General features: G+C 36.5%; 23 protein-coding genes and 1 pseudogene. 8 read left to right on the top strand and 16 right to left on the bottom strand.

All coding sequences use genetic code 11. From position 1 onward, the window contains the following. Positions 1 to 45 precede the first annotated feature (45 nt). The 9 genes from A0J48_RS14040 to A0J48_RS14005 all read right to left on the bottom strand — a co-directional run bounded on the left by A0J48_RS14040 (position 46) and on the right by A0J48_RS14005 (position 11194). A complete protein-coding gene (locus A0J48_RS14040) occupies positions 46 to 822 on the bottom strand; it encodes a TIGR03943 family putative permease subunit (protein ID WP_200323993.1) in 777 nt (258 codons plus the stop codon). A 236-nt stretch (positions 823 to 1058) separates the two neighbouring features. Continuing rightward, positions 1059 to 2114, bottom strand: a complete 1056-nt coding sequence (locus A0J48_RS14035) for a permease (protein WP_200323995.1) — start codon at positions 2112 to 2114, stop codon at positions 1059 to 1061. 392 nt (positions 2115 to 2506) lie between these two features. Further along, positions 2507 to 5317 carry a pentapeptide repeat-containing protein gene (locus A0J48_RS14030; RefSeq protein ID WP_200323991.1) on the bottom strand — a complete coding sequence of 937 codons (2811 nt, stop codon included), beginning with the start codon at positions 5315 to 5317 and terminating at the stop codon, positions 2507 to 2509. 192 nt (positions 5318 to 5509) lie between these two features. Beyond that, on the bottom strand, positions 5510 to 6163 hold the full coding sequence (locus A0J48_RS14025; protein ID WP_200323989.1) for an HAD-IA family hydrolase: 654 nt from the start codon (positions 6161 to 6163) through the stop codon (positions 5510 to 5512). 230 nt (positions 6164 to 6393) lie between these two features. After that, positions 6394 to 7587, bottom strand: coding sequence for an NAD(P)/FAD-dependent oxidoreductase (locus tag A0J48_RS14020; RefSeq protein WP_200323987.1), 1194 nt, complete (start codon positions 7585 to 7587; stop codon positions 6394 to 6396). A gap of 39 nt (positions 7588 to 7626) precedes the next feature. Next, complete coding sequence (locus tag A0J48_RS14015; protein ID WP_200323985.1) at positions 7627 to 8199, bottom strand: GNAT family N-acetyltransferase; 573 nt, start codon at positions 8197 to 8199, stop codon at positions 7627 to 7629. 8 nt (positions 8200 to 8207) lie between these two features. Beyond that, positions 8208 to 8333 carry a hypothetical protein gene (locus A0J48_RS27455; protein WP_267910307.1) on the bottom strand — a complete coding sequence of 42 codons (126 nt, stop codon included), beginning with the start codon at positions 8331 to 8333 and terminating at the stop codon, positions 8208 to 8210. Positions 8334 to 9193: 860 nt separating this feature from the next. After that, positions 9194 to 9436, bottom strand: a complete 243-nt coding sequence (locus A0J48_RS14010) for a ChaB family protein (protein WP_200323983.1) — start codon at positions 9434 to 9436, stop codon at positions 9194 to 9196. A gap of 126 nt (positions 9437 to 9562) precedes the next feature. Continuing rightward, a complete protein-coding gene (locus A0J48_RS14005) occupies positions 9563 to 11194 on the bottom strand; it encodes a DUF655 domain-containing protein (RefSeq protein ID WP_200323981.1) in 1632 nt (543 codons plus the stop codon). Between the two features lie 101 nt (positions 11195 to 11295). On the opposite strand from A0J48_RS14005, the gene A0J48_RS14000 reads away from it, so the two are divergent. Further along, positions 11296 to 12459 carry a cysteine desulfurase family protein gene (locus tag A0J48_RS14000; protein WP_200323979.1) on the top strand — a complete coding sequence of 388 codons (1164 nt, stop codon included), beginning with the start codon at positions 11296 to 11298 and terminating at the stop codon, positions 12457 to 12459. A gap of 113 nt (positions 12460 to 12572) precedes the next feature. Here the strand turns inward: A0J48_RS14000 and A0J48_RS27020 are convergent, their stop codons facing one another. The 3 genes and pseudogenes from A0J48_RS27020 to A0J48_RS13985 form a co-directional block, all read right to left on the bottom strand. Beyond that, positions 12573 to 13076, bottom strand: a complete 504-nt coding sequence (locus A0J48_RS27020; RefSeq protein ID WP_234300917.1) for a restriction endonuclease — start codon at positions 13074 to 13076, stop codon at positions 12573 to 12575. A gap of 87 nt (positions 13077 to 13163) precedes the next feature. Continuing rightward, positions 13164 to 14159, bottom strand: a pseudogene (locus tag A0J48_RS27015) (DNA methyltransferase); the annotation flags it as partial. A gap of 262 nt (positions 14160 to 14421) precedes the next feature. Then, entirely contained in the window at positions 14422 to 14994 is a 573-nt protein-coding gene (locus tag A0J48_RS13985) for a metal-dependent hydrolase (protein WP_200323973.1), read from the bottom strand. Positions 14995 to 15049: 55 nt separating this feature from the next. Between A0J48_RS13985 and A0J48_RS13980 the strand changes: the two genes are divergently transcribed. The 3 genes from A0J48_RS13980 (at position 15050) to A0J48_RS13970 (ending at position 18588) form a co-directional block, all read left to right on the top strand. Beyond that, positions 15050 to 16537 carry a glycosyl hydrolase family 57 gene (locus tag A0J48_RS13980; protein ID WP_200323971.1) on the top strand — a complete coding sequence of 496 codons (1488 nt, stop codon included), beginning with the start codon at positions 15050 to 15052 and terminating at the stop codon, positions 16535 to 16537. A gap of 561 nt (positions 16538 to 17098) precedes the next feature. Next, a complete protein-coding gene (locus A0J48_RS13975; RefSeq protein WP_200323969.1) occupies positions 17099 to 17911 on the top strand; it encodes a carbon-nitrogen hydrolase family protein in 813 nt (270 codons plus the stop codon). A 98-nt stretch (positions 17912 to 18009) separates the two neighbouring features. After that, a complete protein-coding gene (locus A0J48_RS13970; protein WP_200323967.1) occupies positions 18010 to 18588 on the top strand; it encodes a Uma2 family endonuclease in 579 nt (192 codons plus the stop codon). Between the two features lie 42 nt (positions 18589 to 18630). On the opposite strand, the gene rsmG is transcribed toward A0J48_RS13970, so the two are convergent. Both rsmG and A0J48_RS13960 read right to left on the bottom strand, forming a co-directional pair. Continuing rightward, the gene (rsmG, locus tag A0J48_RS13965; protein WP_200323965.1) at positions 18631 to 19347 is read right to left on the bottom strand and encodes a 16S rRNA (guanine(527)-N(7))-methyltransferase RsmG; all 717 of its coding nucleotides are present in this window, start codon (positions 19345 to 19347) and stop codon (positions 18631 to 18633) included. Positions 19348 to 19438: 91 nt separating this feature from the next. Next, the gene (locus A0J48_RS13960) at positions 19439 to 20110 is read right to left on the bottom strand and encodes an ABC transporter ATP-binding protein (protein WP_200323963.1); all 672 of its coding nucleotides are present in this window, start codon (positions 20108 to 20110) and stop codon (positions 19439 to 19441) included. A gap of 404 nt (positions 20111 to 20514) precedes the next feature. Between A0J48_RS13960 and A0J48_RS13955 the strand changes: the two genes are divergently transcribed. The 4 genes from A0J48_RS13955 to A0J48_RS13940 all read left to right on the top strand — a co-directional run bounded on the left by A0J48_RS13955 (position 20515) and on the right by A0J48_RS13940 (position 23082). After that, entirely contained in the window at positions 20515 to 21447 is a 933-nt protein-coding gene (locus tag A0J48_RS13955) for a Sll0314/Alr1548 family TPR repeat-containing protein (RefSeq protein WP_200323961.1), read from the top strand. Positions 21448 to 21554: 107 nt separating this feature from the next. Next, positions 21555 to 22007, top strand: a complete 453-nt coding sequence (locus A0J48_RS13950; RefSeq protein WP_200323959.1) for a DUF3531 family protein — start codon at positions 21555 to 21557, stop codon at positions 22005 to 22007. Positions 22008 to 22015: 8 nt separating this feature from the next. Then, a complete protein-coding gene (locus A0J48_RS13945; RefSeq protein WP_200323957.1) occupies positions 22016 to 22447 on the top strand; it encodes an NUDIX hydrolase in 432 nt (143 codons plus the stop codon). Positions 22448 to 22521: 74 nt separating this feature from the next. Next, positions 22522 to 23082, top strand: coding sequence for a Uma2 family endonuclease (locus A0J48_RS13940; RefSeq protein WP_200323955.1), 561 nt, complete (start codon positions 22522 to 22524; stop codon positions 23080 to 23082). A 107-nt stretch (positions 23083 to 23189) separates the two neighbouring features. Here the strand turns inward: A0J48_RS13940 and A0J48_RS13935 are convergent, their stop codons facing one another. Together A0J48_RS13935 and A0J48_RS13930 are read right to left on the bottom strand one after the other, a co-directional pair. Continuing rightward, positions 23190 to 23522, bottom strand: coding sequence for a hypothetical protein (locus A0J48_RS13935; protein WP_200323953.1), 333 nt, complete (start codon positions 23520 to 23522; stop codon positions 23190 to 23192). Further along, on the bottom strand, positions 23522 to 23911 hold the full coding sequence (locus tag A0J48_RS13930) for a hypothetical protein (protein ID WP_200323951.1): 390 nt from the start codon (positions 23909 to 23911) through the stop codon (positions 23522 to 23524). Before A0J48_RS13930 ends, A0J48_RS13935 begins: the two co-directional genes overlap by 1 nt. Positions 23912 to 24134 lie beyond the last annotated feature (223 nt).

Raw genomic sequence — 24134 nt, 5'->3', positions numbered from 1 at the left:
CCCTGCTCCCCTGCCTCCCCTGCTTTCTTGACTGTCACCTGTTCCCTAATAACTGTATGGATTTTTGGGTTGGGGAATTTTTTTGAGGGAGGAAGCTTTAATAGTGAGTTGGCGTTTATCGGCGACTTTTTCTGTGATCATTTGTCCTTCTACTTCTAGCCATGTATCTGGTGGGTATTGATTGCGGTTCCCTGCCAGTTGTACTGGTAATCCTGCTGGGTAGACATCTGCGGCACAACAGGTAATCACAAATCGCGCTAATAATAGGTGGTTTTGATCTAGTTCTGGGGGATGGATGACAAATCCCTGGACTTTAACTTTCTGGCCTGTATAGGCATCGGGTTCTGGATAGACGTTAAGTGTGCGTACCCAATCTATGAGCGATCGCTCTTCTGGTCGAATGGTAGCGCGAAATGCTTGGGGTTGGGCCCGTGTTGCTCCCAGTAATTCGGTTACACCTCGATCCAGTGCTGTTTGAGAGGCAAATACACGGGGTGTAATGATCAATCCTAAAATTGCTGTGATTAAGAGTAAAGCACTGCTCCAACCAGGGGGAAATAAATTTATATGTTGTTGGTTATTAGGTGTTTCATAACGACGGCGTTGTTTCCAAAGTTGTAATCCTTTGAACAATCCAACCATTAATAAACCAAATCCACCCGCAATTACTAACCAAAAGTAATCAGGGTGAATTAATAAATATAGTTTACCTGTGAGCCAGTGTTTGAGCATTAAAATTCCCCAAGCGGTGATTGCTAGAACATCTAGCCAAGGGAGTAATTGATTGGGTATTTTAGGTTTTGGGTTTTGAATTGAAGTCATTCGATTTTGGATTTTGGATTTTGGATTTTGGATTTTGGATTTTGGATTATTTACCCCAAGGATAAATATGAAGGCTTGTTACTATCAAGAAATTTTTGGTCATTAGCGGTAACATATTTGATTGATTTATAGCGGTATAAAATTTACTGAGATCCAAAAATGTCCAGAAATCTATACAATTATAGGAATTTCAACTTTGTTTCCTATTAAGAGTTCCCTGTTCCCTAATCTAAAAATTACATGACGTGCAAATTCAAAATTAATGTGAATAAAAGTGTTAACTGTCCGGCTAAAACAAATAGATAAATTAGGGCTTTAGGTTTGAAAATTGATAACATCAAGCCTACACCTTTAATGTCAATCATTGGACCAAATACCAGGAATGCTAATAAAGAACCACTGGTAAAGGTAGAAGCAAAAGACAAAGCAAAGAAAGAATCGACTGTAGAACAAATTGATACTACTGCTGCTAAAACTAACATGGCCAGAATTGAGGTAATTGGCCCTGCACCCAAACTGAGAATAATATCACGGGGTGCTAGAACTTGAATTGCAGCAGCAATGGCACTTCCTAATACCATCACGCCGCCTAATTCCCTTAATTCCTGAACTATATTATCCAAGACTAGACGGAGTTTATCAGCTAAAGGTTTGTTGAGGTTAGAAGTAGAGGTATTTGTTTGGTTTAAATTACCACCTATTCTTGTGGATATACCTGCTTTGCCTCCGAGAATATAAGTCCCTGATTGCAAGATAGTATTAGCAGATGCTGGTTCTGGTTCTGGTTGATATCTTTTCTTGCGTTTAGATTCTGGTTTGGTGGGTGGATTATATTTCAGATAACGAGCGATCGCAGGTTGTAAAAACGGACTTAAATCTCGCTGAAAACTAAATACAAAACCGATAATAGTAGCGATCGCTAAAGACAACACAACTCGTAATACTACTATTTCTGGTTGGTCTCGAAATGCTGTCCAAGTTGCCCAAATCACTATGGGGTTAATTGTCGGTGCTGCTAGTAAAAAACCAATTGCTACTGGTGTGGGTACTCCCTGCATCAATAACCGCCGCGCCACTGGTACATTACCACACTCGCACACCGGAAACAAAAAGCCAATCATACTGCCAAATAAAGCCCCTAGTAGGGGATTGGTGGGCATTTTCTCTACTAATTTGCGTTCATCAATAAAGAACAGTAGCAAACTGGAGAATAACACCCCTAGCAGTAAAAAAGGCATCGCCTCGACTAGCAGACTTAGAAATAGGGTGAAACCATTGTTCAGTTGATTAATTATCATGTCGCAGTCAAAAGCGGGGTTGAGTTTTAGAGTTATGCTTTGTCATTTTATCTAAATCGGGATCAAACGGGGATCAAGGTTCACAAGTCAAAAGTCAAAAGTCAAAAGTCAAAAGTATTACCTCTTTATCAATTAAGAGGATTGAACAAGGAATAAGTAAAGAAATTTAGCACAGCCTCATCAAGAACCAGTATAATTTCTCTAGTTTTGCTGAGGCTTGGTATTTACCTTGGTTGCCTTTCTACTACAAAAATCCTCAAACTGCAAGTCTATTTTGGATATTTAATATGGTTGTGGGTACAAATTCGTTGCAAAAAACCCTGTGTTAAGCAGGTTAGGGCATTTGAGTGATGTGATTTCAATGAGAGTTTTAGAACCTGTTCAGTTTAATTGATTCCCAAAAGTTTTTTTAGGGCTGCTGGCAGATTCTTAGCCTCTTCTAACCCGTCTACATCTTTCCAGTTAGTATTTTTATCCCAGCGGATCTCACCAAAGAATTCATCACCTAAATTGGCACCACTCAGATAAACACCGCTGAGGTTAGCACCCTTCAAATTAGCACCACTGAGGTCTACTTGACTCAAATCTGCATCTTGGAGGTTAGCATAGCTCAGGTTTGCTCCTCTCAAGTCAGTACGAATCAGGTTAGCACCACTGAGGTTAGCACCAGTCAAGTCTGCTTGGATTAGTTTAGCAGCAATGAGATAGGCACCGCTGAGGTTAGTGTGTAACAAATAGGCACGGCTTAGGTCCGCACGGCTCAGGTCTGCTTGATTCAAGTTTGTGTAACTTAAATCTGCTTGGAAGAGATAAGTAGCTCTCAAGTGAGTAGCACTGAGGAACTGCCCCACTATACTTTTAAAACTTTCCCCCTGCAAGCAATTACTGTAGTTAATCAGCCGCAACAAATCTGATCTTAAACTATTCCCTTGGGGTTGACCTGATGGATAGAAAATGATGTATTCTTTGAGGACATCATGTTCTTGAGCATATCGCTGTAATTCTAACAGCAAAATCATCACATTCAATCCTGCATAAATATCAACCTGACGCTGACCTAAATTGTTAATCCTGTAATTTTGGTTGTATTTTTGTAAGTTTTTCAGCTTGTTTTGTGCTAAAGTTTCTTCTGCTGTATCAATAAACTTCCCTTGACACCAGTTAATGTAAAAGTTATCCAAAACATTGAATAAATTGATCCAATATAAATCAGGAATCTGTATGAGCATTCCTATGACATATTCAATAATATTTGGTGTGATTTTACCAAAACCTAGCAAATCATAAATTTGCCAATTCATCTGTTTAATTTGGTCTTCAGTATTAAATCTTGACCAATCATATAGATATTTCGTGAGTTGTTCAGCAAACAAAAACTCGCTAAAATCTTGATGAAAAGCTGCAAATATGTCTCCTGGTTTTTGTTCAGGAAGTATATACAAATCTGCTAAAGTTGTTTTGATATCTATGTCATCATCTTGTAATCGGGATTGAAGCATAGACATCGAGCCAAATAAACCTCCAGATTGAATAATACAAACAGCAGCTTCTCTGAGAAGATGTTTTACATCTGATTGGTTATTGGAATTTTCCTGAATATTTACATCACTAAATTCTGTGGCTGGTTTTTGCTTGGTAATTAACCAATTTACAAATTCTTGATAAATTACCACTTTAGCAGTTCTTTGATGAGATTTCTCTACTTTCTCAATCACCCCAGGTTGTTGTTGATATATAACTGCTAACAACTGCAAAAACAGCGGATTATAAGCTAATTGGTTGACTGATTGTGGACATTTTTTACTGCTTAAAAAATCTTGTAAATCTACATTTTTACCTTGATTATCCGGTAATGAATACCATTTTTTAAACCATTTTTCTTGCAATTGTTGATCCAATGGTAGGATTTCTACTCGTTCTAAATTCTCGGGTAAATTCTGGATATATTGAAAAGTAGTTGTTTCCCCAGTAATTAAAAGGCGATGACCCATTTCCGGTTGATTTTGACATTTTTGTTGAAAAGCTGCTACTTGTTGAATAAATGTCTCTACATCACCCTGTAAATCATCTAAGCCATCCAAAATAAAAAGAAAATTGGTATTTTGATTGTTTAACAAGTTATCATTATTTTCATGAATAATGAATTTTAATTCTTCCTCTAAAGTTTCTTCTAAAAAATATTCAAAAAATTCAATATCCTTTAAATAAATCAAAATCGGAGTCCATACAGGATGTAAATGTTGTCTTACCCAATCAGCGAACATTTTACAAAAAGAAGTTTTACCGCTTCCTGGTTGACCTTGAACACAGATCAATTGTGCTGATTTGCTTTGATTAAGAAGCACTCCTTTAGCCCAAGTTTCTAAATCCACAACATTGACATTTTGACCTAAACATTTAGCTTGTAGAGGAATATAAATATCTTTTAGAGAGTAGCTTTGATTGAATAATTTTTCTAATGATTGCCTGGAAATATGGGTTTTTAAATATTCATCAATATCCTGAATTATTTGCTGTTGTTTTGATAATTTTATAAGGTCTTCAGAAACAAGATTTTGGATATTATTACGTGATTTGCTCCAAAATTCAATTATATAACGATGAGTATTAGCAGCTATTCTTTGGGTCAAAAGATTGGCTAAATATTTGCTAACGTTTGGTACTAATAATCGGGCTGATAATAATTGGTTGAATGCTGCTGCTAACTCTGATTGCTGAAAACAGGTAATTGTATCCGTTGCCGTTTTAACATCTAATTCCAGAGTATTGATATTTTGCAATTTTTGTCTTACTTCTTCCATATTAACTGAGTTAATATCCCAATTTAGAGAAGGGTATAAAGATAAAATATCTCGCAAACTTTGTAAATAAGCTGCTTGACTAACTATAACTACACAGTCTTTTAAAGTAGGACATTCTTGGGTAATATCAGCGTAAAATCGCAAGATATTCACACCCAAAGACACAAAGGATAATTCTTTTCCAATTATTTGTTCTAAAGGTAAACACAGCACATCTAATAATGAAGATGAATTTTGGAGTACAGATTTTAAGACTTCCAAATTAGCATCTTGTTTTTGAATAATTTCTGCTGCTTCTAAAACAGCTTTACCGGCATCTACTGTTATATTCGGACTGATTTCTACTGAAAAAGATAGTTGAAAATGCTGCCAAGTTTGTAATAAACTTACTTTCATTTGTTTATAGGACTGGTATTTGATTTTTGAAATTATCTGTGTAGAGAGGGAACTCTTAACAGGGAACAGGGAACAGGGGAAGTGTACGGAGTGTTTTTGAAGAATCAAATATGATTCCTATATATGGGATATATAGCAGGTGAAGACTGAATGATTACAGTTAAGTAGTCAATTAATACTGATAATAATCAGCTAGTAATTATGCTGGCGGTTAATCCAAATACCCCTCATACCCGCCTTTCTCGCACCATTATAGTCATCTGCAATACTATCACCAATATGCCATGCTTCCTCTGGCGAACAGTCATGGCTTTGCAAAGCAATGTTAAAAATTTGCGTATCTGGTTTAGCTGTACGTACTTGGGTAGAAATGGTAATGGATTGGAAATAGTCTCTGAGTCCCAAGCTTTGCAATACTGAGTATAAACGAGAGTCAAAATTAGACAGCACACCCAGTTCAACTCCCAACCGTCGCCAGTTTACCAAAGCTAGAGGCACATCTGGATAGACAAACCAAGGTTCAGCAGTACCAAAGTGAATATATAGTTCGCTAAAAAAAGCGGAAAAATCAGAAAATTCCTGGATCACACCTGCACCTTCAAAGGTGTTGAGGGCAATAGTTCGCCACCAATCAAATTCTCGCTGGGGAATATCTTTAATATCTGTATCATGAAATATGGGTGGTGGTGCAGCTTTAAAGCTTTTAAAAAAGTGTTTATTGAGGATTTCCGGGGCAACAGAAACGCCAAATTCTTGGGCTATTTGACTATAAACTATGCCTACGCTGCCTTTAACTCCAAAGAGTGTACCTACAGCATCTAAAAAAATTACTTTCGGTTTTTTCATAATTCCTAACTAAATATTTGTGTTATTCAAACACATACCCCTCAACCTGCGTCATCAGGATTGTAACTGAATGGGTGTAAGGGTGTAAGGGTGTGGGGGAAAAAATTTTAGATTTTAGATTTTAGATTTTAGATTTTAGATTTTAGATTGGAGTCAACCAAAAAACAATCCAAAATCCAGAATCCAAAATTTCTGCCTTCTACCTATTCCCTATTCCCTGTCACCTAATTTTACTTAGACAAGGTTTTGATCATCGGACTCACCAACCAACTAAACCCTACCTTCAATTGATGTTGTAACGTTGGTAATATGTATAAATAAGCTAAACGACGGGCGATGTAACCTAAAGAGCCATCTAGTTTAATGCCTAAAGCTGTGAGGGTGGCGTTATCGACCCCCAAGGCCATCATTTCTCCTAACTGTTGATAGCGGAAGGGAAGTAATGGACGATTTGTTAAAGAAGCCCAAATGTTCCAAGCGGTATAATCAGCTTGTTGAAAGGCGACTTGTGCGGTTGCGGGGACTTGTTTTCCTTCTGCATCAAGACAGTCTGCTAAATCTCCTAAAGCAAAGATTTCGGGATGTTCTAGCACTTGTAGCTTTGGTGTTGTGGAGATTTGTCCTCGTTGGTTTTGTTTGAGGGGTAGATTTTTCACCACTGGGGAAACTCTGGTGCCAATTGTCCAAATTACCAAATCTACAGGAATTTCGTCTACTTGGTTTCTATACTCTAGGGAGATGGTATTTTCTTGGATTGATAATACTTTGGTTTCTAAATCTATAAACACGCCTCTGGTATCTAAGGCTTTTTTGGCGGCTTCGCGGTTAAATTCTGGGGAAGTTCGTAAAATTTGGTCGCTGATTTCAATGAGGCGGAAACGTCCTTTTTCCCCAATTCTATCTGCTAGTTTACAAGCTAATTCTACGCCGCTGTAACCAGCACCCACAATAGCAACACGAATTTTTTCTGATTCTGATGCTTCTAAAATTCTGAGTTTTTCTTCTAGGTGATAAACATCTGTGATGGTGCGAAATGGGTAAGCATAGTTACTTGCACCGGGAACTGAATCTAGGGGTGTTTCGCCGCCTAATGCTAATACTAAACGGTCGTAGGCAATTTTTTGGCCATCTTGTAATTGTACTTGTTGCTTGTCGGTGTCGATTTCTGAAACGACTGCTTGATGAAACCGCACACCTGTACCTTGTAGCAGTTCTTGGTATGGTGGGGCTATTTCCCAAGCTTGGAGTTCGTTGGTGAGGAGTTCGTACAACAGCGGGGCAAAGACAAAGCGATCGCTCTGATCTACTAAAATAATCTCAGGTTTGGGTGTAGATTCCCAGGGTAATTGGCTTAAACGCAGGGCGGTGTACAATCCACCAAAGCCGCCACCTAGTATACAAATTTTTGTAGTTGGTTGAGTCATGGTTTTTATAGACGACTAAATTTCAGCAAGTAGTTTGTTTTATTGTAATGATTTATTGCGGTCTATTGCCATTAACCAACAATCCTGATACTTTCCTTCGTGCAGATCATGGCAGGGTAATAGCTTAATTTTTACAAACCCACATTTTTCATAGCAGCGAATAGCACGGGGATTTTTTACATTTGGGTCAATGACGATTTTAACAGCGTGCAGTTGTGTAAAAACATAATTTATCGCGGTTGAAAGCACTTTTGTACCAATGCCCTGATTCCAATATTCAGTTTCACCAATAAATAAATCAATGCCATAAACATCTTCTGTTTCTGTGAGAGAATACATTTCTCTCAGATGTGGTGGTAATTGATTGAGAGCATAATATTGTAAATAACCAATATCTAGATTTTTATAGGCAAAAATGCAAGGAATTAAAGGTTCTTTGCCTAAGATTCTAGGTTTATATGTTTGGATAACTTTTTTGAAATTATAAGGATCATCTCTACCACCATAAAATTTTAATACTTCTTCATCGGAACGCCATTTGGTCATGAGTAGATAATCTTGTTTATTATCTTGCATGGGACGAATTTTTATTTCGTCTTTGATAATTAACATACCTGGTTTTAATTCAACGTCGCTCTAAATTCAGCAATAACTTCAATTATATCTACAATATTAGCATTAAATTCATCTAATTTTTCAGCAGGTATCCAATACTCTTGATGTTGAGAACTACCGACAGTTTGCACAGTGTATTGATTGAGAAATTCGGTTTTTACCTTAGAGGTTGTTTTAAAAGTTTGAGATGGTTATTTTCAACACTTCTAGATCCCCCCTAACCCCCCTTATTAAGGGGGGAACTAGATTCAAAGTCCCCCTTTTTAAGGGGGATTTAGGGGGATCTGAAAATCTTTGATACACCATGAGAGACTTTTCAAACATCCTCTTAAATCGTGTTACATAACCCACATATCCAGAAGCTTTGTCTTTTGTGTTCCAATCTCTAGCAATTTGTACAGCATACTCTTCATTTAGTACAGGATAATAAATTTTCAAAAAAAAGCTCAAAAAAAAGCTCAAAAAAAAGCGGTTTAAAACACTAGGAATTACCCATTTGTTATAATTACCCTTATGTACAGTCTTATACCAATTCTGTATAAAGATGCGCCAAATTTAGAAAGGAACGAACCGCAGAGACACAGAGAACACAGAGGAGGAAAAGACCAGGTTACAAAATTCGGCGCAGCCTCACAAAGAAATGGTATTAGAGGATGTTTGAAAAGTATTATTAACACAAATTTTCTCAAACCTAACCCCTCAGCCCCCTTCCCTACAAGGGAATGGGGATTTTAAAGCCTCTCTCCTTGTAGGGGAGAGGTTTACCACAGGGGTTTTTAGTATCTTTCATGACTTTTCAAACATCCTCTTAATCCTGTTCATCCTTAAATCCTGGACATCCTGTATCCCTGACGGGAGGCGTTAGCCATTTCTGATAGCCCTAACTAGCAACTTACCCCGAAAATCGCTGGAAACCATAAAATTCCGTTAACATCTAACACAGTATCTTAAACTGTATTGATTACACACCTTTACCGTTTCATGGATTCTTCTAATTACCACCAGACATGACAGCTTTATGATGTGTAGCGGGGTCATCTGGTTTTCTGTGCCAGTTACCTTCTCTATCAGGTTCATATTCATTGTTAACGCTACTCCAAGCTACTTCTAGGGTATCTTCTTCATTCATGCCATTACTTTGCGCCGCATTGAAAGCAGCAACAAAAATCTGTTGTGCGTGTTCTGGTAAAATTGCTTTGATATCTTGGGGTAATTCATTTATCTTGATAGACATAAACCAACTCCGGGTAATATCGGTTAGGTTGATGTTAATAAGTAGTTCATTATTTTTCCTCTTTCTCAAAGAATAGATTTACATTGTTATCCTTTCTATGGATGGAGTTAGAAAAAAATGAAATTCTTACCATGTGATGATTTCGTCCCATTTTTCTACCATCCTAGCACTGATTCCTGGCACTTTTTCTACATCTTGTAAAGATGTAAATTTTTGCTGTTGACGGGCAATAATCATCCTTTGGGCTAATTTCTTACCCACACCAGGAAGAGTTTCTAATTCTGACTGCGTTGCTGTGTTGAGATTTATTTTGCTACTCCTTAATTCAGGAAGAGATGAAGGAGTTTTGATTTGCGGACATTTTTTTACTTCGGCATCAATTTTTGTTTGAATATTTGGCGGTAATCCTGGTTTAATTTGGGCGTAAAGACGGTTAAATTCCCGTTGATAATGAGCAGCAACCGTAGGATTTTCAACTACTAATAATGTTTCATCATTGCCATTATTAGCAGCTTCTGACCAATTGTGTGAACCTGTAATTACGGTTTGGTTATCAATGACGGCGAATTTATGATGCAGTAAATCTCCTTTGGCTAAAATAGGTACACCGACTGTATTAATTGGCTTCTTCCAAGGTTTATTATCAACTTCATATTTACAGTTATCACTTAAAGCTAATCCCATCATATCTAAAGCTTCACTGTAGGAACGATAGGCAAATTGCGGTTCAATTAAAGCCCGAATTTCTACATTTTGATGGTGACGATTTTCTAAAATATTAGCAATATCCTGATCAGCAAATACAAATAATGCCATATCAACTGTTTTGGTTGCTAAATTTAAGGTTTTAGCAATTAAACCATTACTAGAATTACTCCAAGGTTGAGTTGAGGATGTGGGCGAAAAATGAACTGTAATTTTGTTATTTGCTAAATTTATTTGTTTTGGTAAACGCACAGGTTTTTTCAGTCCAAATTTACTATCTAATTTACCTCCTGCACCATCACCCCACATAATATTAAACTCTTCTGTAAATAAGTTTGCTAATTCTGGACTGTCAATTTTTAATAAATTATTGGCATTACCTAAACTGCTAGAATTACTAAAATCTCCTGAAGTATCGCTTAAAGTAAAGTTAGCGGAAGTAATTATCACAAAGCGATTATCGACAATCACAAATTTATGATGCATTAAACTGCTACCAAAAGAACCATCTGCTGTATCATCTATCCAAGGAATTTGGGCATTTTGGATAATTACTAAGGCATCACGTTGATTAATTTCTGCTGGTGTGATTTGATGATCTTGATTGATATCCACAAATTTGCGAAATTCTTGATATCGTTCCTGTTCTCTTTGTTCTAGTTTCTGTACTTCCGTTGCACTCAAGCTACTCCAAGGACGAGAATAGTTATTCTCTAAAATTATCCTCACCTTCACACCAGCTTTTTGTTTTGCTGCTAATGCTTGGGCGATTTTAGGTAAACGTAATTCTTGGACTGCTACATCTATGGTAGATTTCGCTTGGGAAATAGCATCAATAATCTGCTTTTCTAAGTCGTCTCCTAGGCGGGTTTGCTGACGGTAAGTTTCTTGGTATTCTGAAGATTCAGATTGATTAAAGTAAACTTGAATTAATGGATCTTGTGGTAATGGTGCTAAACGCTGATTTGAAGATTGGACTTTTTGACAACTGATGAGAGTCAATAGAGATAAACAGATAGAAGATAAAAACCTGATATGAGGAAAAATAGACACGGTAATCTGTAAAATAGATTCAGGGTAGACATTATTTATTATTACCCATCAGGTGTATGTCGAATTGCAGATGACCTCAATTATTGTTTTATGCAAATATTATGCAAATATATTTAGATTACAGTGCTACTACTCCCACTCGTCCAGAAGCGATCGCAGCAATGCAAGCAGTGTTAAATCAACAGTGGGGTAATCCTTCTAGTTTACATGAATGGGGCAACCGTGCCGCATTGGTGGTAGAACAAGCAAGAATACAAGTTGCAAATTTAATTAATGCTGTTCCTGAATCAATGATCTTTACATCTGGAGGAACGGAAGCAGATAATTTAGCAATTATGGGTGTGGCGCGATGTTATTCTGTACCCCAACATATTATTATTTCTAGTGTGGAACATTCTGCTATTAATGAACCAGTGCGAATGTTAGAAAATTGGGGTTGGGATGTCACCAGGTTGAAAGTAGATGGTAAAGGTAGAATTAATCCTGAAGATTTAAAAGCAGCTTTGCGACATAACACAGTTTTAGTATCTATTATTTATGGACAAAGTGAAGTAGGAACTGTTCAACCGATAGCAGAATTAGGAAAAATAGCCAAAATACATGGTGCTTTATTCCATACCGATGCAGTACAAATTGCTGGACGTTTACCTATAGATGTAGAGAATTTATCAGTTGATTTATTAAGTTTATCTAGTCATAAAATATATGGACCCTTGGGTGCAGGTGCTTTATATGTGCGTCCAGGTGTAGAGTTAATACCATTATTAGGTGGTGGTGGACAAGAAAAAGGACTGCGTTCAGGAACACAAGCAACACCTGCTATTGCTGGTTTTGGAGTTGCTGCGGAATTAGCGAAACAAGAATTAGAAACGGAAAGATTGAGATTAACACAATTGCGCGATCGCTTATTTTTACTTTTAGCAGATGTTCCCGGTTTAATTCCCACAGGTGACAGAATTCACCGTTTACCTCATCATCTCAGCTTTTATTTAGAATATGCAGATGGCAAAAAAATTAGTGGTAAAACCTTAGTTCGTCAGTTAAATTTAGCAGGAATTGGCATTAGTGCAGGTGCTGCTTGTCATAGTGGAAAATTAAGCCCCAGTCCGATTTTATTAGCAATGGGTTATTCGCAAAAAGCAGCTTTGTCTGGAATGAGGTTAACTTTAGGAAAACAAACAACGGAAGCGGATATTGATTGGACAGCAATAGTTTTGAAACAAGTTTTGCAGAGATTGACAGCAGATTTATCTTTAGTGGGATAGCTTTATTGAAAATTCAGTCATCGCTAAATACTATTAAACTAATATTACGTAGCGGTAATTCATGAATTACCGCTACTTTCCTTCTGTTTTGCGTAAGTCCTGTATTTTTGTACTTATTCATCAGCAAAAAGTTCTAGTTGTGTTTGTTTCACTTCCCGTTGTTTTTCCGCAGATTTTAGGACTTCCAAACTTAATCTAATATCTAGACGTTTTTGTTGTTCGATAATTTCCTGTACAGTAACAATTTGAATTTTATCTACTGGTTGACTCATATAACGGCTTTTATAAATTCCTGCTTCTTTGGCAGTTTTAATCATCTCCTTAGTCGGTGGTTTCAAAGTAATAAAAACTCCTAATGCTGCACCTTCCAGGGTAATTGTTCCTTGTAAATCTCTAATATCTCCAGATTTAACATTTCCAGATTTCACCTGCAAAATAATCTTTTCTGGTTCGTCTTTATCTCCTGTAAAATAAGCTATTCCATCAATACCTTTATCTGCACCTTTTTTTTGATTGATGGTAGCACGATTATTAGCATAAGTTAATACTGCCCATTTTTCAAATTCTTTGCGAGTGCGATCATCTTTTTTCAATGCTAAAGCTTCCGCAGATTTCATATCTTTAGGAATGCCACTGATCATAACATTGTCTAATACTCCTTTACCAAAAGCATCTTCTAATCTTTTGAGAATTAAACTAATACTTTGATAAGTAATATCAATCCCTATCCATTGCCGATTTAATCTTTGGGAAACTGCTACCGTTGTCCCACAACCACAATAAGCATCTAGAATTATATCACCTTCATTACTACTAGCTTGAATAATTCTTTCTAACAATGCTTCTGGTTTTTGTGTAGGATAACCAAGTCTTTCTCTTGCTTGAGAATTAATTGATTGTATATCTGTCCAAATATTATCCATAATAACTCCTTGAGTTTCATGAAGATAGTTCTTGATTCTAGGAGTTCCATTTTTTGTATATTCAATTCTGTTTTCAGCTTGGAGGTTTCGCAATCTTTCTTCAGAATATGTTTTAAGATTATCTAAATAATAATATCCTCTTTCATCTTTTTTTGTAAATCTTGATTTATATTTATCTGAATATTCTTGTCTAATATGCTGAAAATAATAATTATCAGATTTAGTGTAAAACAAAATGATATCCGCATTAGAAGGAAAACGCTTAGAAATAGATTTACTACTTCCTGAGTTAGTAGTTCTTTTCCAAGTAATTTCATTTTGAAAATTTCAACCCTGAGAACAAAAAATAGCATCTATAAATATCTTTAAATAATGCGATGCCGTCGGATCACAATGTAAATAAAAACTACCTGTAGGTTTCAGAACCCTGTAAATTTCTGCAACCCGCAAAGTCATACTTACCAAATAAGCTAATAAACTACCTTTACCTAAAACTTTTGTTAAGCCAGAAATCAAATCAATGCTTTGAGAAGTGAAATGTCCTAAATAGTTTTCTTGAATTTCTGCTAAACCTTGATTAGCGTGATCATCCCATGTCCATGTATCTATAAAAGCCTGTGCTTGTGCTTGATCTTCTTTACCGACATTATTATAAATTTGATTATAATTGCGTTTAGAATTAAATGGCGGATCAATATAACAAAGATCCACGGTTTCATCTTTGATGTGTTTTCTCAACACTTCTAAATTATCACCATAAAATAGCTGATTGACCATAATTAATGCTCTAATAATTTAGATGTTTGAAAAAATGCTTGAATAAAATCTTACCTTATTATTGATTTAATAGTCTGGTATTTTATCGATGTTTAATAATTCTATATAATTGTTAATTATTGAGTAATAAATATAAATCAATAATATGAATAATATTGTTCAAGGGAAATAACTAACGCTTTAACATTGATATCAATTTCAGATTATTGCTTTTTTCTAACTTATTTTTGCTGAAATTAAAATTAAAAATAATAATAAATACTTACTTCCTTTTCAAATAAAACCGAAAATATCCAAACCAATAAAACACATTAACTGCAATCAACAAACCCGCACCTAAATAAGCTTGAATACCGAGAAAAAGATAAATGCTTGCTGCTAAAACTAATAGAATTTCTACCAAAGCAACAATCCTACCGTAATGATTTACGTCCCAATAAGAAAAAGGACTGATAAAACGATAATTACTCAACGGAAAAAAGTGCCGATGCGCGTCATCATTGTGAACCGGCAAATCTAACAAAGAATGTAACACCATACTGATAAAACACACCTCAATCACTTGCCAATTAGCAATATGACCAATTAATATACCCAACAAAGCTAAAGGAATTGAATGAAACGTACTGACAACAGCTTGCCAAAAAGGTTGATAATAAACCTCAGACCAAATTTGCCTTTCTGATAAACGGTAAACAAACTTCATCAAGAAGTAGAACACAAAAATGGGAATATCTGGAAGGACTGCACCGATCAAAATCGCTAAACTGGACTGAGTACGGATTTGTTGATTAAAAATCACCAAATTTAAAATAGCGTGACTGGGAGTATTCATTACTAAAATATCGGTGCAAAATTAACTGTTGTACATCGTTTCTGAGCAAACATAAATGTTTAAATTACCTCATAATCTGCCAACTTTGCCCGAAATCATCAATGATTTACCAAATATTTCTGGGTGGGAAACAGAAGTGCTTTCTGTAGTCAATCATGATCAACCTGTATTTTTACCAACAACCAATATTAAATTAGCAGATATTAATGCTGTATTTGCGATCGCTCTCCATATGCACCAACCCACTATACCAGCGGGACATAGCGGTTCACTGATCAGCAATTTGCAATATATGTTTGAACATCAACAGGAAGGAGACAACCACAACGCTGCACCTTTTGCTTATTGTTACAGTCGCATGGGAGACTTCATCCCCGAACTAGTAAATCAAGGTTGCAATCCCCGTATTATGTTGGATTATTCTGGTAATCTTTTATGGGGACTGCGACAAATGGGACGAAGTGACATCCTCGACAACCTCAAACGCATTACCTGTGATTCCACCTATCAACCTTATGTAGAATGGTTGGGAACAATGTGGAGTCATGCTGTCATTCCTTCCACCCCCATAGCAGATATTAAACTCCATATTATCGCTTGGCAACATCATTTTGCGGCAATTTTTGGTTGGGAAGCACTAGCACGAGTCAAAGGATTTTCACCACCAGAAATGCACTTACCAAATCATCCAGATACCCTATTTGCATTTATTAAAGCCCTGAAAGAATGTGGATATCGTTGGTTATTAGTACAGGAACATACAATAGAAACAATCAACGGTGAATCTATTACCAAAAAACATTTACCACATCGTTTAATTGCTCGCAATTCCCAAGGGGAAACAACTAGTATTATTGCCCTAATTAAAACCCAAGGTTCAGATACTAAATTAGTTGCTCAAATGCAGCCATATTATGAAGCTAAAACCTTATCTAAACAACAATTAGGTGATTTTTTAGTACCACCTATAGTTAGTCAAATCGGTGATGGTGAAAACGGTGGTGTAATGATGAATGAATTTCCCAGTGGGTTTAAACAAGCCTGGTGGGATATGGTGCAGCATGGTGGAGGTAAAACAGGAATTGTTGGTGTATGTGGTACAGAATATTTAGAATTATTAGCAAACGCTGGTTGCCAACCTGATGATTTTCCCCTTTGTCAACCAGTAGGACAACATCAAATTTGGCAGCAAATTTCCACAGATAATTTTCAACCAGATGCTGTAGAAAAAGCCATTCAAGAAATCAAGAAAACCAACCATAATTTTCATGTTGATGGCGCATCATGGACAAATCATATTAGTTGGGTACAAGGATACGAAAATGTTTTATCTCCCATGTATGAATTAAGTAATTCATTTCATGAAAAATTTGATCAATTATTAGCTGATACATCAGGTGAATCTGTCACTAGACAAAATCATTACCGCCAAATTTTATTACATAACTTATTGCTACAAACAAGCTGTTTTCGATATTGGGGACAAGGTGCTTGGACTGATTACGCACAGGATATATATAAACGCGGTTATGCTTTAATGTAATGCTATTTTTTAAGATTTAATGAGTAAATACCAGTTGCATGGATGAAATGAGAAAAAAATGATGAGAGTTTGATTTTACAGTGACTGTGCAGTGACTCCTCAATTTATTGATCGGGATACCCTAGACCCCATACCGCCTACCGCACACCCTTATTAACCCCCTAAACCCTAATTTGGATAGGTGAGTATTTTCAAGAAAAGTGGTAGGCTAATTCATGCGGATAGCTAGTTTGAATATAGCTAGAAAAATAGTCCCTGCGGTTTTTAGCTTAGGGATAGAGAAGCCACTGCGTTGGACGGGTTTCCCGGCTTGAAGCAAGTGGCGTGGTATTGCAGTTTACCCATTCCGGGTAACTCTGGTCAAAGTAGCTTGAGGACATTTGTCAATAAAACTACTAACTGTATATTAGTCAAATTTGCTGATTACTGCTGCCTCTTGCTATTTGCGTTCTCACCAGTAGCAACTTATGTTATAACGCAATTTTCACTAGATCCCATGACTCTAGAAGTAAGGATATATTTGAAAATCTATCTCGTCATCCACTGTTTGTTGTTGAATCCATGAAGTCTTATTTAGCCGCCGCTATTCAAATCACCAGTGTGCCTAATCTACAGGAAAATTTGGCACAAGCAGAAGAATTAATTGATCTGGCTGTGCATCAGGGTGCAGAGTTGGTGGGTTTACCAGAAAATTTCTCCTTTATGGGAGAGGAAAAAGATAAACTCGCTCAAGGGAATATTATTGCTCAAGAAACAGAAGCATTTCTGAAAAAAATGGCGCAACGCCACCAAATTACCATCCTTGGTGGTGGCTTTCCTGTGCCTGTAGATAGTACAGGTAAAGTCTACAATACTGCTTTATTAGTGGACATGAACGGTGAAGAACTCGCTCGCTACCATAAAGTGCATTTATTTGATGTGAATGTCCCTGATGGTAACACCTATCAAGAATCTAGCACCGTTATGGCTGGAAAAGAATTACCGCCAGTGCATTTCTCGGAACAATTAGGTAATATCGGACTTTCCATTTGCTATGATGTCCGCTTTCCGGAATTGTACCGACATTTGTCAGACAAGGGAGCAGATGTTGTTTTTGTCCCTGCGGCTTTCACAGCTTTTACAGGTAAAGACCACTGGCAAGTATTACTACAAGCTAGGGCAATAGAAAATACCTGTTACGTAATTGCACCAGCCCAAACTGGTACTAACTATGCTCGTCGTCAAACCCACGGACACGCCATGATTATCGATCCTTGGGGTGTGATTTTAGCAGATGCGGGAGATAAACCAGGAGTAGCGATCGCAGAAATCAAACCCACCAGATTAGAACAGGTGCGCCGACAAATGCCATCCTTGCAGCATCGAGTCTTTTAAGAACTTAGTTCCCCGATTTCTTAAATAAGTCGGGGATTCACATATTAACATATTTGATCATTTATAATTAATTCAATAACTAAATTGGGGTCTAGATCATGACCGTTGCACTCATTGAAAGAGAAACAGAACCAATTTTAATTAGTGACCTAACCTGGCGAGAATTTAAAGCTGTTGAACAACTAATTGACCGCCCAGGGGTAAGGCTGTCTTTTTTAGATGGTGTCTTGGAGATTCGCAAAGTGCCAGGTAAAAAACACGAAACTATCAAAAAACGTATTGCTGCTTTATTAGAAATCTATCTAGAATTTCTGGGTTTAGATTTTACTCCCACGGGTTCAATGACTCTTGAAAGCGAATTTGAAAAAGTTAAACGTGAAGCTGATGAATCTTATGAACTGGGACTCAATAGAGAACATCCTGATTTAGTCATTGAAGTTGTTGTCACCAGTGGCGGAATTGACAAACTGGAAGCATACAAACGCTTGAAGATTCCTGAAGTTTGGTTTTGGGTCAATGATGAATTGTTGTTTTATAGTTTAGGAAATCAGGGATATGAAATGGTTTCTAAATCCCAACTTTTACCCAATTTAAATGTAGCTTTATTGACACAGTGTATTAAGATTGAAAATCATGCTCAAGCACTGCGGGAATTTCGCTCAGGTATTGTGAATTAAGCAGCCTGTAAATCCTGATTCCAATATTAACTATTAACAACATTACAAAGGCTTGTGAGTAGGAATACCAACAGCACGAGGAAAATTAGCTGGTGTATTTCCCACTTTCCGCAAATAAATACAATGACGAATGCTATTAGTTAAAGGAGTGGTAAATTCTTCAATTAATTCAACTCTTCCACCTAATTGCTTAACTGCACTTTCTAAACTTTGGTTTTCTTCTTCTGTCCAACTTCCGCGATAAATTACAGCTAAACCGCCCTTTTTGACCAACGGTAAGCTATATTCGGCACAAGCTGAAACATTACCTACGGCGCGAATTACTGCTAAATCATAGCTTTGTCTATGTTGATTTTCCTGACCAATTTCTTCCACTCTCCCCACCAGAGTTTTAGCATTATTTAGTGAAAGATTGGTTAATATTGTATCAATAAAATTAATTTTTTTACGAGTAGAATCTAACAAAGTTATTTGAGTATTAGGAAAAATTATAGAAATTGGTACACCAGGAAAACCTGCACCAGTACCAATATCAATTACAGAGGCATCTTCATGCAAAACAGGGATAAATTCTTGTTTTGGTGCAGTTCCCCTCAAAGAATCCCAAAGATGTTTTTCCCAAAATTCTTCTGGTTCGGTAATACGAGTTAAATTAAGATTGCGGTTGGCTTCGATAATTAATTGATAAAGTTGTTGGAATTGATTTTGCTGCTGATTTGTAGGTTGCCAATTTAATGTTTTTTTCCAAAGTTCTACCATTGCTGGTAAACTAGATACAGATTATAAATTCATGTTGATTTAATCAATACTTGTTTTTTTGTTGGCGAATTAGCACAAAATTTTTAATTTTTCAATTTACTGCTGTTTCGGCACTTTTCTGTTCTAATGTTTTAGGTTCAACTGATTCTAAAACTCCATGATTTAATGTCCAGCAACGGTCTGCTATTGGCAACATATCCCCAGCGTCGTGTGTTACAACTAACAATGTCCAGTCTTTTTTCAATTTGGCTAATAAATTGACTAGTTGACGACGCATTGACCAATCTAAACCTGCTGTTGGTTCATCTAATAATAGTACATTAGGCTGACGAATTAATTGTACTGCTAAAGCTAAACGCCTTTGCTGTCCACCGCTGAGAGCATGAGGTGGTGTAGATAGGGATAAATGATCTAATCCGACTTCGTTTAATGCCTGGTGAACTCGCTCTGACCCTAATTCGGGATGTCCTAAACGTAATTCTTCTAAAATTGTACCACCACAAAAGTGTCTTTCTGGAAACTGAAACACTATCCCAGCTAGTTGTTGTAGCTGTTCAGCTATCAGTTGTTGTTCTCGCCAAAAAACTGCGCCAGAAGTGGGATCAGCTAGTCCCGATAAAATTTCTAGTAAGGTACTTTTACCCGAACCACTAGGGCCAATAATCAAACCTAGGTGCTGGGGGGCTAATTCCAGGTTAATGGATTTGAGAATTGCGTTTGGGCTGGCTGTGGGGTGATAAGTTAGGTTTCTGAGATAGAGCATTTGTTAAAATTACCAAAAGTCAGCGAATATAGCTGAAGGCAAGAGGCTTTCTTGCAAAAGGCAAGAGTGAAATCCTTATTATTACTCAGTTTCGGAGATTCATCATGTCCTAACCACATTGGCTACTGCTATAACTGATGAGCTAGAACAAAAGCATTTAGTAAATTCTGCAAAGTTTCATAATCAAAAACTTGATCTAGCAGCAAGAATCATTCACTTTTTTCTATTGTGGCAGACTTATAGGAGAAAATCGCTACCACCAATCAGGAAACCTGAATCATTCCCCACAGTCTAAATTATGTAGAAATTTTGGCAGTAAAAGACGCATCTTGCAATTAACGATATTTTTGGCATTTTAAGTAAAACATAAGACAATTACAACCGTAATTATTCTGGAAATTATCATGTCTACAAAATTTTTGATTCCTCCATTCATGATGTTTTGCCGATTTCCTCTGTTGGCTAAAGTGGCTTTAGCTACTGTAATGTCCATGAATTTATGGGCTAATACCGCTTATGCTGGTGATCCGTTTCGGAGTAGTGAACCCCGGAAAATAGGCGATCGCACCGAAGCGGCTTTTAAAGCGATTTTCCAAGACGGAAATTATCCAGCAGCAGAAGATTTTCTCAAAAAAGCCATCTCCGATGAACCAGATGAACCTCTAGCTTATGCAATGAAAGCGGCTTTAGCATACACAAATCAAGATTTGGGTGGCTTAGATAGGTATAGTAAAAAGACCTTAGAAGCTGGTCAAAAACTAATTGCTAGTGACCCATTAAGAGGAAATTTATACACAGGAGTGGGGAATTTTTTAGAAGGTGCAGTAATTCTCCTCCGTGATGGCAGTGTTAATGGAGTATCAAAAGCATTAAGCCGATTGACAAAGGTCTATGAATATTTAGACAAAGCAGAAGCTATTTCTGAAAATGATCCAGAGTTAAACTTAATTCGCGGCTATATGAATTTAATGTTAGCTGTTAATTTGCCTTTTACCAGTCCAGATCAAGCAATTGAAAATTTAGAAAAAAATGCAGCACCGGGATATTTAGTCAACCGGGGTATTGCTTTGGCCTATCGAGATTTGAAAAAATACTCTCAGGCGTTAGATTATGTCAATCGCGCTTTAAAAATAACAGCCGATAACCCAGAAATTTATTATCTGAAAGCCCAAATTCTCCACGAAAAGGGGAAAAAGGAAAAAAGCCAGGATTTAATTAAGGATGCGATCGCTAATTTTGACAAAGCTTTAACTAAAAAATCCCAACTTTCCGCCGGTCTAGTCAAACAAATAGAATACGAACGCTCTCAAGCTATGAATCGGTTGAATAATCTGTGATAATTAGTCGAAAGAAGGGAATAGGGAACAGGGAATAGGGAAGATAAATAATCCAATTACCAGTTACCCATTACCAATTACCCATTACCAATCACCCATTACCAAAAATGCACATTGAATTCCGCGAATTTGATCCTTTTAATGTTTGGATTTGGCTAAAATTTAGTACCATTCCCTCACAACAAGAAAAACAATATGTAGAAGAAGTCTTCAACTCCTGGTTTTATCTAGGTAAATTGGGAGCATTCAACGCTGAAAATCTCCAGGTACAAGAAACTGGTTTGGACATCAGCTATATGAATTATGATCCACAAGGTTATGATAAAAGCTTTCTCGCCTTGATGCACAACATGGGCGAATTTGAGTATGAGGGAGAATGGGGAAGATGCTGGTTTGATTTGGGAACTAGTGATGCGATTGCTCTCGATATACTTATTAATGCTCTTACTCAATTAAGCGAAGAATACGTCACTATTGAAATGCTATATCTTGGTGGCGAAAATTCAGATTGGCCAGTTGAAGATAATGAAACTCGCGCCTACTCAATTTACGATAATTAACAGCAACAATGAATAACCCAGGTGAAATTCGCGTTATAGTTCTAGCACTAATTCGAGATGGTGAGAGAATATTTGTTTCTGAAGGATACGACCCCACTAAACAATCCACATTTTACCGCGCTTTAGGTGGTGGTGTAGAATTTGGTGAACCTAGTCACATAGCTTTAGCAAGAGAATTTCAGGAAGAAATTCAAGCAGAATTAACTAACATTCGCTATTTAAGTTGTATTGAAAACCTGTTTATCTTCAACGGTAAACAGGGACACGAAATCATCCAACTTTATCAATGCGATTTTGCAGATCCTCAGTTTTACCAAATTGAAAGTTTAACCTTTTCTGAAACACCAGAACGTAAACATCGCGCTTTATGGGTAGATATTGCCAGATTTAAATCAGGAGAATTAAGATTAGTACCAGAAGTATTTTTTGATTATTTGTAACCTCCAAAATAGCAGTCCTGCTTTGTGTCAGGATTGCTATAGTTAAACTATGAAGTCAACCTAGGAGAATCATCATGGTTGTACAATTGGCAAAAAGACGCTTTAATATTTCCCAGTACCACCAAATGAATGAAGCTGGTATTTTGACAGAAGATGACAGAGTAGAATTAATTCATGGGGAAATTATTGAAATGTCACCAATTGGTAGAAGACACGCAACTTGCGTGAGAAGATTAATTAATTTACTATCTCAACTGTTAGCTGAACAAGCAATAATTGATTCTCAAAATCCAATTATATTAAACAATTTATCAGAACCACAACCAGACATAACATTACTCAAACCCCGTGCAGATTTCTATGAAGCTGGACATCCCCAACCACAGGATATCTTGCTGTTAATTGAAGTTGCAGATAGCAGCATTGAATACGACAGAGAAGTGAAAATTCCGCTTTATGCTAGTAGCGGTATTTCCGAAGTTTGGTTAGTTGATATTTATGAACAAGTAATCATAGTTTATTGCCAACCTACAGACAATGGTTATAGTGAAATTAAGACTTTCCGTCAGGGTGATATTTTAGAGATACAAGCATTTCCTGAAATTCAATTGAATGTTGATAACATTTTAGGATAAAATCAATTATAGCAGGGAACAGGGAACAGAGTTGAAAGTCTCTTAGTGTATATATTTCCCAGATAGTTTTGTATCTCATTCAATTATCAATTGTCAATTGTCAATTGCTAATCATATCTATCCTTCTTTAATTTAATCACTTCAATTACATTATCGTGATGTTGACCACCGATAATATCTTTGAGATGAATTTTCCCTTCAATATACTGTAAATGAATCCGCCATCCAGAGATTTTATCAATATCCGCACGATAAATAGCTTGTTTAATTCCTGTCACTTTATGTAATCTTGTTTTTGGAAACGTTCTTGTTCTGTGACATTCATTATCTTCTAATTCAGCCAAAGCTTCTAGAAAATCAATTTTCAATTCCTCTGGTAAAATTTTCATCGCTTCATGAATTACACCATATTCATCGAGAAGAGGTTTAATTTGTGCCATTAACAACAATGAAATTCTAAATCTTGATTTTCTTCCACCGTGAAATCTTGATAAATTAACTCTGCAATGGCATTATATGCCTGTTGCGCTTCTTCTACATTCACTATTCTAAATAAAGTGATTAATATACAACCAAAAATTGGATCATCATCAATAGTTAAAATAATTCTTTGTTGCTCATTAATTTTTAAACAATATATCGTAGAATCGTAATCATGATTTAGTTTTATGTTTCTGAGTTGTTCGCTATGTTCATAAAAAGAATTATTTTCAGAAGATAACAGTTCAAAATTACGATTCATTTCTTTAATAATTCTAAATTTCTCCGTATCGGTAAACTTTTCTAAATCTTTTTCAAAATCCTTTGTCGATTCAATGAGTATATCCATCAATTTAACTCCTGAGTCGAAATGACAAGGCTACCTTTAAATTTACCCTAATTACAGAAAATTGCAGATAGTAATTGTGATAAATCAGTATGCGCTTTAAGATGTGCAAAATTTACCTAACAAGCCTGAAAAAAATCTTTCACTCCTGTTCCCTAATAAAATCGGAAATCAACTTTCCACAACCTGTATCTATAATTGCTAATTTTCTACTCCATCGCTTTCT

Source organism: Sphaerospermopsis aphanizomenoides BCCUSP55, assembly GCF_001586785.1.
GTDB classification, from domain to species: Bacteria; Cyanobacteriota; Cyanobacteriia; order Cyanobacteriales; family Nostocaceae; genus Sphaerospermopsis_A; species Sphaerospermopsis_A aphanizomenoides_A.
Note: the sequence above shows the minus strand (reverse complement) of the source record. Positions and strands in the feature narration are given on the sequence as shown.

Excerpts from the sequence above, each read along its gene's own strand:
- A0J48_RS14020 (WP_200323987.1), bottom strand. The coding sequence starts at position 7,587 with ATGACTCAACCAACTACAAAAATTTGTATACTAGGTGGCGGCTTTGGT.
- A0J48_RS13930 (WP_200323951.1), bottom strand. The coding sequence starts at position 23,911 with ATGGATATACTCATTGAATCGACAAAGGATTTTGAAAAAGATTTAGAA.
- A0J48_RS13980 (WP_200323971.1), top strand. The coding sequence starts at position 15,050 with ATGTTTAAATTACCTCATAATCTGCCAACTTTGCCCGAAATCATCAAT.
- A0J48_RS13960 (WP_200323963.1), bottom strand. The coding sequence starts at position 20,110 with ATGCTCTATCTCAGAAACCTAACTTATCACCCCACAGCCAGCCCAAAC.
- A0J48_RS27020 (WP_234300917.1), bottom strand. The coding sequence starts at position 13,076 with ATGAAATCTGCGGAAGCTTTAGCATTGAAAAAAGATGATCGCACTCGC.
- A0J48_RS13950 (WP_200323959.1), top strand. The coding sequence starts at position 21,555 with ATGCACATTGAATTCCGCGAATTTGATCCTTTTAATGTTTGGATTTGG.
- rsmG (WP_200323965.1), bottom strand. The coding sequence starts at position 19,347 with ATGGTAGAACTTTGGAAAAAAACATTAAATTGGCAACCTACAAATCAG.
- A0J48_RS13955 (WP_200323961.1), top strand. The coding sequence starts at position 20,515 with ATGTCTACAAAATTTTTGATTCCTCCATTCATGATGTTTTGCCGATTT.
- A0J48_RS13975 (WP_200323969.1), top strand. The coding sequence starts at position 17,099 with ATGAAGTCTTATTTAGCCGCCGCTATTCAAATCACCAGTGTGCCTAAT.
- A0J48_RS14040 (WP_200323993.1), bottom strand. The coding sequence starts at position 822 with ATGACTTCAATTCAAAACCCAAAACCTAAAATACCCAATCAATTACTC.
- A0J48_RS14030 (WP_200323991.1), bottom strand. The coding sequence starts at position 5,317 with ATGAAAGTAAGTTTATTACAAACTTGGCAGCATTTTCAACTATCTTTT.
- A0J48_RS13940 (WP_200323955.1), top strand. The coding sequence starts at position 22,522 with ATGGTTGTACAATTGGCAAAAAGACGCTTTAATATTTCCCAGTACCAC.
- A0J48_RS14025 (WP_200323989.1), bottom strand. The coding sequence starts at position 6,163 with ATGAAAAAACCGAAAGTAATTTTTTTAGATGCTGTAGGTACACTCTTT.
- A0J48_RS14010 (WP_200323983.1), bottom strand. The coding sequence starts at position 9,436 with ATGTCTATCAAGATAAATGAATTACCCCAAGATATCAAAGCAATTTTA.
- A0J48_RS13945 (WP_200323957.1), top strand. The coding sequence starts at position 22,016 with ATGAATAACCCAGGTGAAATTCGCGTTATAGTTCTAGCACTAATTCGA.
- A0J48_RS13985 (WP_200323973.1), bottom strand. The coding sequence starts at position 14,994 with ATGAATACTCCCAGTCACGCTATTTTAAATTTGGTGATTTTTAATCAA.
- A0J48_RS14015 (WP_200323985.1), bottom strand. The coding sequence starts at position 8,199 with ATGTTAATTATCAAAGACGAAATAAAAATTCGTCCCATGCAAGATAAT.
- A0J48_RS13970 (WP_200323967.1), top strand. The coding sequence starts at position 18,010 with ATGACCGTTGCACTCATTGAAAGAGAAACAGAACCAATTTTAATTAGT.
- A0J48_RS13935 (WP_200323953.1), bottom strand. The coding sequence starts at position 23,522 with ATGGCACAAATTAAACCTCTTCTCGATGAATATGGTGTAATTCATGAA.
- A0J48_RS14000 (WP_200323979.1), top strand. The coding sequence starts at position 11,296 with ATGCAAATATATTTAGATTACAGTGCTACTACTCCCACTCGTCCAGAA.